12 protein-coding genes are annotated in these 14,236 nt (G+C 70.5%); 4 read left to right on the forward strand and 8 right to left on the reverse strand.

The genetic code is table 11. The annotated features are described in order from the left end of the window. Positions 1–46 precede the first annotated feature (46 nt). From EV187_RS08990 to EV187_RS09000, 3 genes are read left to right on the forward strand one after another with little or no spacing between them, the layout of a single operon-like run. Complete coding sequence (locus EV187_RS08990) at positions 47–562, forward strand: DUF6993 domain-containing protein (RefSeq protein WP_130352715.1); 516 nt, start codon at positions 47–49, stop codon at positions 560–562. 5 nt (positions 563–567) lie between these two features. Continuing rightward, positions 568–2,250, forward strand: coding sequence for an energy-dependent translational throttle protein EttA (ettA, locus tag EV187_RS08995; RefSeq protein WP_130352716.1), 1,683 nt, complete (start codon positions 568–570; stop codon positions 2,248–2,250). After that, the gene (locus tag EV187_RS09000; protein ID WP_130352717.1) at positions 2,250–2,726 is read left to right on the forward strand and encodes an acyl-CoA thioesterase; all 477 of its coding nucleotides are present in this window, start codon (positions 2,250–2,252) and stop codon (positions 2,724–2,726) included. The genes ettA and EV187_RS09000 overlap by 1 nt, the downstream gene beginning before the upstream one ends. 21 nt (positions 2,727–2,747) lie before the next feature. Here the strand turns inward: EV187_RS09000 and EV187_RS09005 are convergent, their stop codons facing one another. The 3 genes from EV187_RS09005 to EV187_RS09015 form a co-directional block, all read right to left on the reverse strand. After that, complete coding sequence (locus EV187_RS09005) at positions 2,748–3,272, reverse strand: hypothetical protein (protein ID WP_130352718.1); 525 nt, start codon at positions 3,270–3,272, stop codon at positions 2,748–2,750. Between the two features lie 3 nt (positions 3,273–3,275). Beyond that, the gene (locus EV187_RS09010; RefSeq protein WP_130352719.1) at positions 3,276–3,770 is read right to left on the reverse strand and encodes a QcrA and Rieske domain-containing protein; all 495 of its coding nucleotides are present in this window, start codon (positions 3,768–3,770) and stop codon (positions 3,276–3,278) included. Between the two features lie 158 nt (positions 3,771–3,928). Continuing rightward, positions 3,929–4,810 (reverse strand): acyl-CoA thioesterase, encoded by an 882-nt coding sequence (locus tag EV187_RS09015; RefSeq protein ID WP_130352720.1) that lies wholly within the window; start codon positions 4,808–4,810, stop codon positions 3,929–3,931. A gap of 90 nt (positions 4,811–4,900) precedes the next feature. Here EV187_RS09015 and EV187_RS09020 point away from each other — a divergent pair, with 90 nt between their 5' ends. Continuing rightward, positions 4,901–5,581 carry a DUF8185 domain-containing protein gene (locus tag EV187_RS09020; protein WP_130352721.1) on the forward strand — a complete coding sequence of 227 codons (681 nt, stop codon included), beginning with the start codon at positions 4,901–4,903 and terminating at the stop codon, positions 5,579–5,581. A 9-nt stretch (positions 5,582–5,590) separates the two neighbouring features. Here EV187_RS09020 and EV187_RS09025 read toward each other — a convergent pair whose 3' ends face one another. The 5 genes from EV187_RS09025 to pepN (EV187_RS09045) all read right to left on the reverse strand — a co-directional run bounded on the left by EV187_RS09025 (position 5,591) and on the right by pepN (EV187_RS09045) (position 14,179). Next, a complete protein-coding gene (locus EV187_RS09025; protein ID WP_130352722.1) occupies positions 5,591–7,258 on the reverse strand; it encodes an FAD-binding dehydrogenase in 1,668 nt (555 codons plus the stop codon). A gap of 108 nt (positions 7,259–7,366) precedes the next feature. Continuing rightward, on the reverse strand, positions 7,367–7,774 hold the full coding sequence (locus tag EV187_RS09030) for a globin (protein WP_130353261.1): 408 nt from the start codon (positions 7,772–7,774) through the stop codon (positions 7,367–7,369). A 107-nt stretch (positions 7,775–7,881) separates the two neighbouring features. After that, positions 7,882–8,988: a mechanosensitive ion channel family protein gene (locus EV187_RS09035; protein WP_130352723.1), complete on the reverse strand. Its 1,107-nt coding sequence runs from the start codon at positions 8,986–8,988 to the stop codon at positions 7,882–7,884. Positions 8,989–8,999: 11 nt separating this feature from the next. Then, the gene (gene pepN, locus EV187_RS09040) at positions 9,000–11,570 is read right to left on the reverse strand and encodes an aminopeptidase N (RefSeq protein ID WP_130352724.1); all 2,571 of its coding nucleotides are present in this window, start codon (positions 11,568–11,570) and stop codon (positions 9,000–9,002) included. A gap of 59 nt (positions 11,571–11,629) precedes the next feature. After that, positions 11,630–14,179: an aminopeptidase N gene (pepN, locus tag EV187_RS09045; RefSeq protein ID WP_130352725.1), complete on the reverse strand. Its 2,550-nt coding sequence runs from the start codon at positions 14,177–14,179 to the stop codon at positions 11,630–11,632. Positions 14,180–14,236 lie beyond the last annotated feature (57 nt).

Here is a 14,236-nt window from a genome sequence, read left to right on the forward strand (position 1 = left end):
CGCCGGAACGACGCCGGCGGTCGCCGCCACCGGAACAAGGGGAGCGATGGCACGGCGTCTCGACATCACCGCGGTCCTGGCGTTCGCCGGGGCCGCGCTCATCGTCGGCCTCGCCGGATGCACCGCCGCGCCGCCACCGGTGACATCGACCGGGCCCTCCACCCCGCCCGCCGCCACCACGGCGCCGACCGCGCCGACCGGCACGGCGCCGGCCGCCGAGGATGCTGCGCCCACCCTGCGTCCCGACCTCCCGACATCCGAGAACCTCCAGTTCTTCGACGCCGTGAACCTCGGCGTCGTGGCGGCGAACGGCTCTGCGGGCGGGCGCGACTTCATCGATGCGCTCGTGGCTGCGGGCTTCGACAAGTCGAAGATGGAGGTCACGGCCGATCGCACCACGGTCGACCTGCAGGCGGACTCGGTGCAGTTCGCGGTGCTGTTCGGCGGCGAGTGCCTCGTCGGCCAGTACGGACCGGCGTCCGGCGGCTACCACAGCGCGGTGCGGCCGGCGCTCGGCACCGGCGGCTGTCTCGTCGGCGAGACGCGACCCATAGACTGGTAGGCGACATGGCGGATTACATTTACTCGATGGTGCGCGCCCGCAAGGCGGTCGGCGACAAGGTCATCCTCGATGACGTGACGATGGCGTTCCTCCCCGGAGCGAAGATCGGCGTCGTCGGACCCAACGGTGCGGGCAAGTCCACGATCCTCAAGATCATGGCCGGCCTGGATCAGCCCTCCAACGGCGAGGCGCGGCTCACTCCCGGTTACTCGGTCGGCATCCTGATGCAGGAGCCGGTGCTCGACGAGACGAAGACCGTGCTCGAGAACGTGCAGGAGGGCGTCGGTCCGATCAAGGCGAAGCTCGACCGGTTCAACGAGATCTCACTCGCGATGGCCGAGCCCGACGCCGACTTCGACGCGCTGCTCGCCGAGATGGGCACCCTGCAGGAGGCCATCGACACGGCCGACGCGTGGGACCTCGACTCGCAGCTCGACCAGGCGATGGACGCGCTGCGCTGCCCTCCGGGCGACGAGCAGGTGTCGGTGCTGTCGGGCGGTGAGAAGCGCCGCGTCGCGCTCTGCAAGCTCCTGCTGCAGAAGCCCGACCTGCTCCTGCTCGACGAGCCGACCAACCACCTCGACGCCGAGAGCGTGCTCTGGCTCGAGCAGCATCTCGCGAAGTACCCCGGCGCCGTGCTCGCCGTGACCCACGACCGGTACTTCCTCGACCACGTGGCCGAGTGGATCTGCGAGGTCGACCGCGGTCGCCTCTACCCGTACGAGGGCAACTACTCCACCTACCTCGAGAAGAAGCAGGAGCGGCTCACCGTCCAGGGCAAGAAGGACGCGAAGCTCGCCAAGCGTCTCGCCGACGAACTCGACTGGGTGCGCTCCAACGCCAAGGGCCGCCAGGCGAAGTCGAAGGCGCGCCTTGCGCGCTACGAGGAGATGGCGGCCGAGGCCGATCGCACGCGCAAGCTCGACTTCGAGGAGATCCAGATCCCGCCGGGCCCGCGCCTCGGCGACATCGTGCTCGAGGCGAAGAAGCTCAAGAAGGGCTTCGGCGACCGGGTGCTCATCGAGGGCCTCAGCTTCACGCTTCCCCGGAACGGCATCGTCGGCATCATCGGTCCCAACGGCGTCGGCAAGACCACGCTGTTCAAGACGATCGTCGGCCTCGAGCCGCTCGACGACGGCGAGCTGAAGGTCGGCGAGACCGTCAAGATCTCGTACGTCGACCAGTCGCGTGGCGGCATCGACCCGAACAAGACCCTCTGGGAGGTCGTGTCCGACGGGCTCGACTACATCCAGGTCGGCAAGACCGAGGTGCCCAGCCGCGCGTACGTCTCGACGTTCGGCTTCAAGGGTCCCGATCAGCAGAAGCGGGCGGGCATCCTGTCCGGCGGTGAGCGCAACCGCCTGAACCTCGCGCTCACGCTCAAGCAGGGCGGCAACCTCCTCCTCCTCGACGAGCCCACCAACGACCTCGATGTCGAGACGCTCTCCAGCCTCGAGAACGCGCTCCTCGAGTTCCCCGGCTGTGCGGTGGTCATCACCCACGACCGGTGGTTCCTCGACCGCATCGCGACCCACATCCTCGCCTACGAAGGCACCGACGACAATCCGTCGTACTGGCACTGGTTCGAGGGCAACTTCGAGGCGTACGAGGCGAACAAGATCGAACGGCTCGGTCCCGAGGCCGCGAAGCCGCATCGCTCCGCCTACCGCAAGCTCACGAGGCACTGATGCGCCTGCACGTGCCCACGCCGCTGCGGTGGTCCGACCTCGACGCCTACGGTCACGTGAACAACGCCAGGATGCTGAGCCTCCTCGAGGAGGCTCGCATCCAGGCGTTCTGGGTCAGCACCGACACGTCCGAGCACGCCGTCGGCGCGTCCACCGCGGTCATCGACGCGACGCCGGGCGCCAGCACGATCACGCTCATCGCACGGCAGGAGGTCGAGTACCTCGCCCCGATCCCGTACCAGCGCCAGCCGCTCGACATCGAGCTCTGGATCGGCTACATGGGCGGCGCGAGCCTCGACGTCTGCTACGAGGTGTACTCGCCGGTCGGCGTGGAGCCGCGCGCCCTCTACACGCGTGCGGTCACCACGATCGTGCTCGCCGACACCGCAACCGAGCGGCCGCGCCGCATCGACGAGCGGGAACGGGCTGCGTGGGAGCCGTACCTCGGCGAGTCGCTCACCTTCCGTCGCCGCTGAGCGCGGTGCGGCCGGGAGGCCTCAGGGCTCGAGCGGTTCGTCGCTGAACGACCCCTCCCACACGGCGCGGCTTCCGGACTCGCCGATCTGCACGATCGTCCAGGTCGCACCGGCGGTCACGGCGACCGCAGCGAGGGTGAGCACGATGCCGACGGCTATCCGGAGCCCACGGGCGGGGCGACGCGGCTCGGCGCCCTCCCCGGTGCGTCGCCGCGCGACGAGTTCGAGCACCGCCCATGCGGACACGAGTACGGCGACCACGAGCAGCGCGATCAGCCACGGGATGATGTCCTCGCCCTTGGCCGTGTGCTCCTGGATGAGCGGTGCCGGCGGCACCCGCATCTCCAGCCACTTGCCGGCCTCGATCGTGATCAGGCCGAGCGGCAGCAGCACGGCCGCGGCGATGAGCACGGGCACCCAGAGCACGCGTCGGGCTGCGGGCCACGCCGCGACGGCGATCAGCGCGAGGCCGACGAGGGGTGTCAGCACGATCACCGCGTGCACGAGCAGCACGTGCAGTGGCAGCCCACTGAACGAGTAGCCCATGGCTCAGGACGTCGCGACGATGCGGTCGCCGGACACGGCGACCGAAATGGCCGACAGGGGCTCGAGCGCAGGGCCGTTCAGCACGTCGCCCGTCGCCGCGTCGTACCTCGAACCGTGGCACGGGCAGTCGAACTCGTTTCCCGCGGCGACGACGACGCACTGCTGGTGGGTGCAGATCGCGCTGAACGCGACGACCTGACCAGCCGTCGGCTGCGCGACGAGCGCGGGGGCACCGTTGATCGTGGCGTCGATGCTGCCGCCGACGGGCACGTCCGCGAGCGCGGCGATGTCCTCGCCGACGGGCGGCGCGTCGGGGGCCGCGGTCAGCTGCCCGGTCGTCGGCTCGTCGCTGACGGTCGGCGAGGGCGTCGTCGTCGGGGAGGCCGATCCGGTCGGCGCATCCGCGGCGCATCCGGCGAGTGCGAGCGCGCTGCCCACGGCGCCCGCCGAGCCGAGCGTCAGGACGGTGCGTCGGGTGAGGTCTGTCGGGTCCGTCATCGCTGAGCTCCTTCGTTCGTCGCTCGCGCCGTGTGCGCCAGTTTCCCCATTCTGGATGCATCGGGCGCGTGGATGCGGCATCCCACAGGTTCATCCGGTCGAATGGACCTGCCGAGGATCGCCGGTACTGGAGAACACGAGATCCGGACGCGTTCGGTTCAGTCGGATGCCTCGTCGTGGGGGACGCGGACCATCCCCTCCTGTGCCACGCTCGCCACGAGCACGCCCTCGCGGGTGTAGATGCGTCCGAGGGAGAGCCCGCGGCCGCCGCTCGCGGACGGCGACTCCTGCACGTAGAGCAGCCACTCGTCGACCCGCGCATCGCGGTGCCACCACATGGCGTGGTCGAGGCTCGCCACCTTGAGGCCGGGCGTCGCCCACGCGATGCCGTGGGCGCGCAGCACCGGTTCGAGGATCGAGTAGTCGCTCGCGTAGGCGAGCGCGGCACGGTGCTGCTTCGGGTCGTCGGGCAGCCGGCCGAACGCCTTCATCCAGACGGCCTGGCGCGGCACGCGTTCGCCCTCGACGCTGAGGTACACGGGCGAGGGGATGTGCCGCACGTCGAACGCGCGCTCACTCGACCAGTAGCGCGCCACGTCGTGCTCGATGTGGCCGAGCACGTCGGCCGTCGACGGGAGCGACTCGGGGTCGGGCAGGTCGGTCGGCATGTCGACCTGGTGCTCGATTCCCTCGTCGTGCGTCTGGAACGAGGCGATGAGCGACAGGATCGGCTCGCCGTGCTGGTACGCCTGCGTGCGCCGGGTCGAGAACGACCGCCCGTCGTGGATGCGGTCGACGGAGAACGTGATCGGGTGCTGCACGTCGCCGGGCCGGAGGAAGTACCCGTGCATCGAGTGGATGGTGCGGTCGGCCGGCACGGTGTGCATGGCGGCGACGATCGACTGTGCGAGCACCTGCCCGCCGAAGACGCGGCCGAGCGGCATCCATTGCGACGGCCCCGTGAAGATGTCCTCCGTGGTGCGAGCGCCGGTGTCGGTGAGGTGCAGGGTGCTCAGCAGGCCGTCGATGGGACCGTTCATCGTTCCTCCGTGTCGGTGGGCCCCGCCGCTGGATGTCGGCGGCAGCGGCCCGCCGGTGCGGCGGCGCTCCCTTGGTAGTTTAGACAGGAGATGGTTCAACGACTCACGCTGGCCGACAGCCTTTCGCTCGGCGACCTGCACACCTACCTCCAGCGCGCCGGGCGCGTCGAAGACGGTTCGGTGCGGCTCATCGCGGGCTCCGGCATCCTGGCGGTCTACACGGCGATCCTCTATCCCCGCGGCATCCTCGACGAGAGCCCCACCGTGCTCGGCCTGCGGACCTTCGAACTGCTCGACACCGAGGACTTCGACGCGGTCGTGCCCATGCGCTCGCTCGTCGAGCGCATCGTGCGCGCCCGGGCCGAGTTCGGCGACGACGACGAGTCCCGGCCCGTCAGCATGTCGCGACCGCCCGAGGTCAACACGGTCACCTGGGCGGGCATCTCCCCGCCGCGTGGCGGCTGGCGACCGCTGGGCGAGACGGATGCCGCGTCGCTCGAGTCCGCCGCTCGCGCCGGCATCGCCGAGGTCGCCGAGGCGATCCCCGCGGGCACGGGGGAGCAGCTCGTGCAGCGCGTGCGTTCCGAGGTGTGGGGGCGTGGGGTCCCCGAGCTCGAGTACGTGCCGACGGGAGCGGCGTTCGCGGTCTACAGCCTCGGCTTCCTCGGCGACGATCCGGTGCGCCTCTTCGAGACGGGTCCGTGGACGCGCCTCTCGACGCGCCGCGGCCACGTGCTCGTGCGCCGCAGGTCGTGGACGCTCAAGGCATAGGAGCGATCGTCAGCCGCGGGCGATCGACCGCCCTGCCGCACGACCGGTGAAGAGGCATCCGCCGAGGAAGGTTCCCTCGAGCGCGCGGTAGCCGTGCACCCCACCGCCGCCGAACCCGGCCGCCTCGCCGACGGCGTACAGGCCGGGGACCACCGAGCCGTCGCCGGCGAGGGCGCGCGACTCGAGGTCGGTCTGGATGCCGCCGAGGCTCTTGCGCGTGAGGACGTGCAGCTTCACGGCGATGAGCGGGCCCGCCTTCGGGTCCAGGATGCGGTGCGGGGTCGCCACCCGGATCAGCTTGTCGCCCCGGTACTTGCGGGCGCCGCGCACTGCGGTGAGCTGCAGGTCCTTGGAGAACTCGTTGTCGAGCTCGCGATCGCGGGCCACGATCTCGCGCTCGATGTTCTCGGTGTCGATCGGAACGTCGGGGGAGAGGGCTCGCATGCCCTCGAACAGCTCGGGCAGGGTGTCGGCCACGACGAAGTCGACGCCGTGCTGCTTGAACGCCTCGACCGGGCCGGGCGCACCCGAGCCGAGCCGGTCGGCGAGCAGCTTCAGGTCCTTGCCGGTGAGATCGGGATTCTGCTCACTGCCCGACAGCGCGAACTCCTTCTCGATGATCTTCTGCGTGAGCACGAACCAGGAGTGCGCGTGCCCGGTGGCGACGATGTGCTCGAGCGTTCCGAGCGTGTCGAAGCCGGGGAAGAGCGGCACGGGGAGGCGACGCCCCTCGGCGTCGAACCACAGCGACGACGGGCCGGGCAGGATCCGGATGCCGTGCATCGGCCACACGGGGTCCCAGTTCGTGATGCCCTCGGTGTAGTGCCACATCCGGTCGCCGTTGACGAGGCGGGCACCGGCGCGCTCGGCGATCGGCAGCATGCGGCCGTCGACGTGCGCGGGCACGCCCGAGAGCAGCTCCTCGGGCGCGACGCCCATGCGCTCGGGCCAGAACTCCCGCACGAGGTCGTGGTTGCCGCCGATGCCGCCGGAGGCCACGACCACGGCGGGCGCGCGCAGCTCGAAGTCGCCGACGACGTCGCGGTTGCTCGGCTCGCCCCGCCCCGCGGCATCCGCTTCGAGCACCGCACCGCGCACGCCCACCACGGCGCCCGACTCGACCACCAGCTCGTCGACGCGGTGGCGGTGGCGGATCTCGACCAGGCCGGCGGCGGCGCCGGCCTGCACCCGGGCGATGAACGGGGCGAGCACTCCCGGACCGGTGCCCCAGGTGATGTGGAATCTGGGCACCGAGTTGCCGTGACCGATGGCGTTGTAGCCGCCGCGCTCCGCCCAGCCGACGATGGGGAAGAATCGCACGCCCTTCTCGTGCAGCCACCGGCGCTTCTCGCCTGCGGCGAACTCGAGGTAGGCGTCGGCCCAGCGGCGCCCCCACTCGTCCTCGTCGCGGTCGAACCCGGCGGTTCCGTCCCAGTCCTGCCTGGCGAGCTCGAGCGAGTCCTTGACGCCCATGCGTCGTTGCTCGGGCGAGTCGATGAGGAAGAGGCCGCCGAACGACCAGTGCGCCTGGCCGCCGAGGCTCGCCTCGGGCTCCTGCTCGACGATGACGACATGCTTGCCGGCGTCGACCAGCTCGGCGGCGGCCACGAGGCCGGACAGTCCCGCGCCGACGATGATCGCGTCGGGCTCGGGACGGGATGCGGGGGAGGCGGCCACGTGGACTCCTTCGTCGTGTGGTGTTGAGGGTGGTGGTGCGGGTGGCGGTGCGGGGTGTGGTGGTGCGGGGGTCGTCGTGCGGGAGAGCAGGGTGCTGCGGGTGCCGCGTCAGTCCTCGAAGGTGTTCACCATCGCGAAGGCGGCGCGCTGCAGGTAGTCCCAGAGCGTCTCCTCGGCGAGCGGCGGCAGGTCGAGCGTATCGACCGCGGCGCGCATGTGCGCGAGCCAGCGGTCGCGCGCCTCGGGGTTCACCTTGAAGGGCAGGTGCCGCATGCGCAGGCGCGGGTGGCCGCGCTGCTCGCTGTAGGTTCCGGGCCCGCCCCAGTACTGCTCGAGGAACATCGTGAGCCGCTCGGCAGCCGGTCCGAGGTCCTCCTCCGGGTACATCGGGCGCAGCACGGGGTCGTCGGCCACCCCGCGGTAGAATTCCGCGACCAGTCGCTCGAAGGTCTCGCGTCCGCCGACCGTCTCGTAGAACGACGGGCCGAGTGCGGCGCCGTGCTCGCTGCCGCGCAGGGGCACGCCCGCCGACTGCACCGGTCCGGACGTGCCGGGCGCTCGCGGCGCGGGCGTGGCGGCGCCGAGCGCCGAGGGGTCGGATGCCACGGGGGACGTCTCGTCGCTCACTCGGTGCCTCCCGTGGTCGGCGTAGTCGGGGACTTGGGCGCACGCATCGACTTGACCTTGGTCGCGGAGGTGCCGGCGGCATCCGTCACGACCGTGCTCGGCCCCGTCTTCGGCGGCTTCGCACCCTTGACCCGGGTCGCGCCGTCGAAGCCGGTGAGCACGACGCTCGACAGGCCCGGCAGCTTCACGCCGATCGCGTCGAGCGATCGCTTGAGTCGTGTGCGGAGCTCGCGGGCGACGTCGTCCTTCGACGACGTGCGCACCTTCATGACGATGCGGATGATCATCGCGTCGTCGGAGATCGACTCGAGGCCCCAGATCTCGGGCTTCTCCAGGACGCGCGACCGCCACTTGCCCGACTGGGACATCTCGACGGCCGTGCGGAGCATCTCGGCCTCGACTGCGTCGACGTCGGCGTCGTACGGCACCGCGAGGTCGAGGATGACCCGCGCCCAGCCCTGGGACATGTTGCCGACGCGAAGGATCTCGCCGTTGCGCACGAACCAGAGCGTGCCGTTCACGTCGCGCACCTTGGTGACGCGGATCTGCACCTCCTCGACGATGCCGGTGGCGGGGCCGAGATCGACGACGTCGCCGACGCCGAGCTGGTCCTCGACCACCATGAACAGGCCGTTCAGCACGTCCTTCACGATGTTCTGGGCGCCGAAGCCGAGGCCGGCGCCGATCGCAGCGCCGAGCAGCGCGAACGATCCGAGGATCGATTGGTCGATGACGTTCACGATCATGAGCGTCACGATGATGAACAGCGTCACGTTCACGATGTTGCGCAGCACGGAGCCGAGCGTGCGGGTGCGCTGTACGACGCGCACGGCGGCGAGCGGCGACGCCTGCAGGGCCTGCGTGTCGGTGACGTCCTGCTTCTTCTTCACGCCGGACACGATGCGATCGACGACGCGATCGATGACGAAGTGCAGGATCCACCGGATGAGCAACGCGATGGCGAGGATGACGGCGATCGCGATGAGCTTGCCGACGATGACGTCCCAGTTGTCCGCCCAGAACTGCGCCAGGCCCGACCAGAAGTCCCCGCTGAGCGGCGTCTCCTCGAGCGGCGGCACGGTGGGTTCTTCAGCGCGGAACATGGTGTGAAAGTCTACTGAGCCGCACCCGAGAGCACGCTGGCATCGAGCGCCCGAGCGGCCAGCGCGCGCTCCAGCTCGTCGAGCTGCTCCGAGACCAGCCGGTGCAACGGCGCGGGCGTCGGATTCGCCTCGAGCCAGGCCCGGGCCATCGCGGCGAGCTCCTCATCGACCAGCGGCGCGGGGAAGAGCCGCGAGACCACGAGCGAGGCCATCGTGAAGCTCCGGTCCGCCCACGTCGACTGCAGCAGCGCGAAGTAGTCGGTCACGGTGGGTGCGAGCAGCTCGGGCGAGATCGTGCGCCGCCATCCCTCGGCGATGGCGCGGGCGAGGTCGTTCGACAGGGTCGTGTCGGTGGCCACACGTCGCCAGGCGGCGTCCTTCACCGCCTGGTCGGGGCGTGCGGCGCGCGCCGTCTCGGCGAGCTGGCGTCCCTTGGCGGTGTCGTCGAGCGCGAGCGCGCCGTCGATCTCCCCATCGGATGCCGCGCCGAGCGCCGCGCGGGCGATGACGAGCTCCCAGCGCAGGTCGAGGTCGACGTCGAGGCCAGGGAGCTTGATCGACCCGTCGAGGAGGCTGCTCAGCACGTCGGCGTGCGCCTGCGTCGCGGCCAGCCGCGTGAACGCCTTCACGAACTGCAACTGCGTGTCGGAGCCCGTCTCGGCGAGCTCGGCGAGCGCCCAGACGGCGTCGCCGGTCTCGGCGGCCAGCCGTTCGCGGTGGTCGTCGGCGAGGTACCGGCCGACGGCGAGCTCGAGCCGGCTGAGGGCGAGACCGCGTGCGGCGGACTGGGTCTCGTGGCCGACGCTGCCGAGCACGAGTCGCACGTAGTCTCGCGCCGGCAGCTCGGCATCGCGCACGGCGTCCCACGCCGACCCGAGCACGACCGCGCGGGCCACGGGATCGTGGAGCTCGGCGAGCCGGCTGACGGCGGTGTCGAACGACCGCGCATCGAGCCGCACCTTGGCGTAGGTGAGGTCGTCGTCGTTGATGAGGAGCAGTTCGGGGCGGTGGAGGCCCACCAGCTCGGGCACGTCGGTCGATGCCCCGTCGACGTCGAGCTCCACGCGGTGGGTGCGCACGAGGGCGCCGTCGGCGTCGCTCGAGTAGCAGCCGATGGCGACGCGGTGGGGCCGCAGGGTCGGCTGCGAGGCGGCCGCGGACTGCTCGACGCGGGCGACGGTGATCGTGCCCGCGGCATCCGTCTCGATGACCGCCCGCAGGGTGTTCACCCCGGCCGTCTCGAGCCACAGCTCCGACCATCGGGTGAGCTCGCGTCCGCTCTCGCGCTCGAGCTCGTCGAGCAGGTCGCGCAGGGTCGCGTTCGCGCCGGAGTGCGCGGTGAGGTACGCGCCCACCCCGCGCTGGAAGGCCTCGAGGCCGACCCAGGCGACGAGCTGCTTGAGCACCGAGGCGCCCTTGTCGTACGTGATCGCGTCGAAGTTCACCTCGACGTCGCCGAGGTCGCGGATCTCGGCGACGATCGGATGCGTCGAGGGGAGCTGGTCCTGTTCGGCGGCATGCGTCTTCTCGTCGCTCGCGAACGTCGCCCACACGCCCGTGAACTCGGTGACCTCGGATGTCGCGAGCGTGGAGGCCCAGGTCGCGAACGACTCGTTCAGCCACAGGTCGTTCCACCACTGCATGGTCACGGAGTTGCCGAACCACATGTGGCTGAGCTCGTGCAGCACCACGATCGCGCGCTGCTCGCGCCGCGCGTCGGAGACGCGGGCGCGGAAGAGGTAGCTCTCGTTGAACGTGACGGCGCCGACGTTCTCCATCGCGCCCCAGTTGTACTCGGGCACGAAGACCTGGTCGTACTTGCCGTACGGGTACGGCACGCCGAACGCCTGCTCGTAGAACGCCAGTCCCGCCTGCACCGTGCCGAACATCACCTCGGGCTCGGCGTACTGCGCGAGCGAGGCCCGAGTGAACAGCCCGAGGGGCACGTCACGGCCGTCGACGCTGCGTGCCGTGCCGTGCCATGCCGCGTAGGGGCCCGCGATGATCGCGACGATGTAGCTCGAGATCACCGGTCCGGTCTCGAAGGCCCACGTCGCCGTGCCCTCGACCGCGGCGGCTTCCGCCTCGGGGGTGGGCGCGTTGCTCAGCACCCGCCAGTCCGCCGGCGCGGTGATCGTGAACCGCACCGACGCCTTCAGGTCGGGCTGGTCGAACACGGCGTACACCCGGTTCGCCTCGGCGACGGCGAACTCCGTGTACAGGTAGACGCTGTCGTCGACCGGGTCGACGAAGCGGTGCAGGCCCTCGCCGGTGTTGGTGTACGCGCGCGTCGACACGACCCGCAGTTCGTTCTCCGCCTCGAGGCCGTCGAGGCGGATGCGCCAGCCGTCGCCGACCTCGTCGGCGTCGAGCGTGCGCCCGTTGAGCACGAGTTCGTGCACCTCGACCGTCGTCGATTCGATGAAGGTCGTCGCGCCGGGAGTCGCCCGGAAGCGCACCAGGGTCGTGGAGCGGAACGTGTCGCCGTCGCCGGTGAGGTCGAGCTCGACCTCGTAGGCGGGCGTCGCGATGACGGAGGCACGGGCCTCGGCTTCGCTCCGGGTGAGATCGGGCCGGGGCATCCGTACCTCCGTGATGTCGTGCGTGGTCGATTCGGTCGAACGGCGAGCGGATGTCGCGACTAGCCGTCCTGCGCGTCGCGCGCCTGCGCGGCGAGCGCGCGGTCGATGCCGGCGAGTCGCTCGATCACGAGCCGGCGAAGCGCCGGCACGTCGGGGTGGGCGTCGAGCCACGCGCGGCTGGCGTCGGCGAGGGCCCGATTCGCGAGCGGCGACGGGTAGAGGCCGTCGACCAGCTTCTCGGCGATCGCGTAGGAGCGCTCCTCCCAGATGTCCTCGAGCATCGCGAAGTAGCGGTCGACGAACGCCTCGAGCAACGACGGGTCGCTCGCGCGCAGGAAACCCTCGGCCGTCTCGCGCACCACGGTGTTCGTGGCCGTGTCGACGTCGATGAGCGACGCCCAGGCGCGCTCCTTGCCCTCGAGCGTCTGGATCGCGGCCCGGGCGTGCGCGGCGGACTGCTGGCCGGTCGCGGTGTTGTCGGCGGCGAGTCGCTCGTCGATCTCGGTGTCGCCCGCGCGGCCGGAGGCCACGAGCGCGATGAGCAGCTCCCAGCCCAGGTCGGTGTCGATCTCGAGGCCCTCGAGTTCGAGCGTGCCGTCGTACAGGTCGGCCAGCTCGTCGACGTGCGAGCCGGCCTCGGCGATGGCGGCGAAGTTCATCACGAACTGGAACTGCGCGTCGCTGCCCGGTGCGGCCTCCTGGGCGAGTCGCCAGAAGCCGTCGGCGATGGCGCGACGCGACTCGGCCTGTCGCTCGGGTGCCGTGTACGCGCTCGCCGCGAGCACGGCGTTGGCCAGCACGATGCGCAGCGTCGTCGACTCGGTCTCGCTCGCGATGTTGCCGAGCACGAGGGCGAGGTAGTCGCTCGCGCGGGTCTCGGCGTCGCGCGTGGCATCCCACACCGAGCTCCACACGAGGGCACGGGCCAGCGGGTCCTCGATCTCCGACAGGTTCGCGAGCGCGACGCCATGCGACGCCTCGTCGAGCCGGATCTTCGCGTACGCGAGGTCGTCGTCGTTGAGGAGCACGAGGTCGGGGCGGGTGAGGCCCACGAGCTCGGCGACCTCGGTGCGCTCGCCGTCGACGTCGAGCTCCACGCGGTGGTCGCGCACGAGCTTGCCGCCCGTGAGGTTGTAGAAGCCGATCGCGAGGCGGTGCGGGCGGATCGTGGGGTGCTCGTCGGTCGCCGACTGCAGCACGGCGAACGAGGTGATCACGCCGTCGTCGTCGGTCTCGATCTCGGGGCGCAGGGTGTTCACGCCCGCGGTCTCGAGCCACAGGCCCGACCAGTCGGACAGGTCGCGTCCGCTCGAGGCCTCGAGCTCGGCGAGCAGGTCGGCGAGCGTCGTGTTGCCCCAGCCGTGCTTCGTGAAGTACGCCGAGACGCCCTCGAAGAACGCGTCGACGCCGACCCACGCGACGAGCTGCTTCAGGACGGATCCGCCCTTGGCGTAGGTGATGCCGTCGAAATTGACCTGCACGTCCTCGAGGTCGTTGATGGTCGCGACCACCGGATGCGTCGAGGGCAGCTGGTCCTGGCGGTAGGCCCAGCTCTTCTCCATCGAGTTGAACGTCGTCCACGCCTCGGTCCACTCGGTGGCCTCGGCGGTGGCGATCGTCGACGCCCACTCGGCGAACGACTCGTTGAGCCACAGGTCGTTCCACCACTTCATGGTCACGAGGTCGCCGAACCACATGTGGGCGAGCTCGTGCAGGATCGTGACGACGCGGCGCTCGCGCACGGCATCCGTCACCTTCGAACGGAACACGTAGAACTCGGTGAACGTGACCGCGCCCGCGTTCTCCATGGCACCGGCGTTGTACTCGGGCACGAAGAGCTGGTCGTACTTCGCGAACGGGTAGGGCACGCCGAACTTCGCCTCGAAGTACTCGAAGCCCTGCTTGGTCTTCTCGAAGATGTAGTCGGCGTCGAGGAACTGCGAGAGGCTCTTGCGGCTGAAGACGCCCAGGGGGATGACGCGGCCGTCCGCCGACGTGAGCTCGTCGCGTACGACGGCATAGGGCCCGGCGATGAGCGCCGTGATGTAGCTCGAGATGCGCGGAGTCGGCTCGAACGCCCACGTCTTCGCGCCCTCGTGCGCATCGACCGGTTCGGGCGTGGGGGAGTTGGACACGACCTCCCAGTGCGCCGGCGCCGTCACGGTGAAGCGGAACGCGGCCTTCAGGTCGGGCTGCTCGAACACCGCGAACATGCGACGCGAGTCGGGAACCTCGAACTGGGTGTAGAGGTACGCCTCGTCGTCGACCGGGTCGACGAAGCGGTGCAGGCCCTCGCCGGTGTGCATGTAGCGGCCGTCGGCGACGACGACGAGCTCGTTCTCGGCCGCCAGGCCGGACAGCTCGATGCGGACGCCGTCGCTCACCTCCGCCGGGTCGAGCGCGACGCCGTTGAGGGTGATGGAGTGCACCTCGGCGGTGATCGCGTCGATGAACGTCGAGGCGCCCTCGGTCGCGGCGAACCGGACCGTGGTCTGGCTGCGGAACACCTCGGGGCCGGTGGTCACGTCGAGCACGACGTCGTAGTCGTGCACCGTGACCAGCGCCGCGCGCTCCTCGGCTTCGATGCGGGTGAGGTTCTCTCCGGGCACGTGCGCTCCTTCGCAGTCATCGACGCGGCTCGTGGCCGCAGGCAACGTGTCCCAGCC

The sequence above is a fragment of the Agromyces ramosus genome (genome assembly GCF_004216665.1).
Lineage (GTDB): Bacteria > Actinomycetota > Actinomycetes > Actinomycetales > Microbacteriaceae > Agromyces > Agromyces ramosus.

Excerpts from the sequence above, each read along its gene's own strand:
- EV187_RS08990 (WP_130352715.1), top strand. The coding sequence starts at position 47 with ATGGCACGGCGTCTCGACATCACCGCGGTCCTGGCGTTCGCCGGGGCC.
- EV187_RS09035 (WP_130352723.1), bottom strand. The coding sequence starts at position 8,988 with ATGTTCCGCGCTGAAGAACCCACCGTGCCGCCGCTCGAGGAGACGCCG.
- EV187_RS09015 (WP_130352720.1), bottom strand. The coding sequence starts at position 4,810 with ATGAACGGTCCCATCGACGGCCTGCTGAGCACCCTGCACCTCACCGAC.
- EV187_RS09010 (WP_130352719.1), bottom strand. The coding sequence starts at position 3,770 with ATGACGGACCCGACAGACCTCACCCGACGCACCGTCCTGACGCTCGGC.
- EV187_RS09020 (WP_130352721.1), top strand. The coding sequence starts at position 4,901 with ATGGTTCAACGACTCACGCTGGCCGACAGCCTTTCGCTCGGCGACCTG.
- ettA (WP_130352716.1), top strand. The coding sequence starts at position 568 with ATGGCGGATTACATTTACTCGATGGTGCGCGCCCGCAAGGCGGTCGGC.
- EV187_RS09000 (WP_130352717.1), top strand. The coding sequence starts at position 2,250 with ATGCGCCTGCACGTGCCCACGCCGCTGCGGTGGTCCGACCTCGACGCC.
- pepN (WP_130352724.1), bottom strand. The coding sequence starts at position 11,570 with ATGCCCCGGCCCGATCTCACCCGGAGCGAAGCCGAGGCCCGTGCCTCC.
- EV187_RS09005 (WP_130352718.1), bottom strand. The coding sequence starts at position 3,272 with ATGGGCTACTCGTTCAGTGGGCTGCCACTGCACGTGCTGCTCGTGCAC.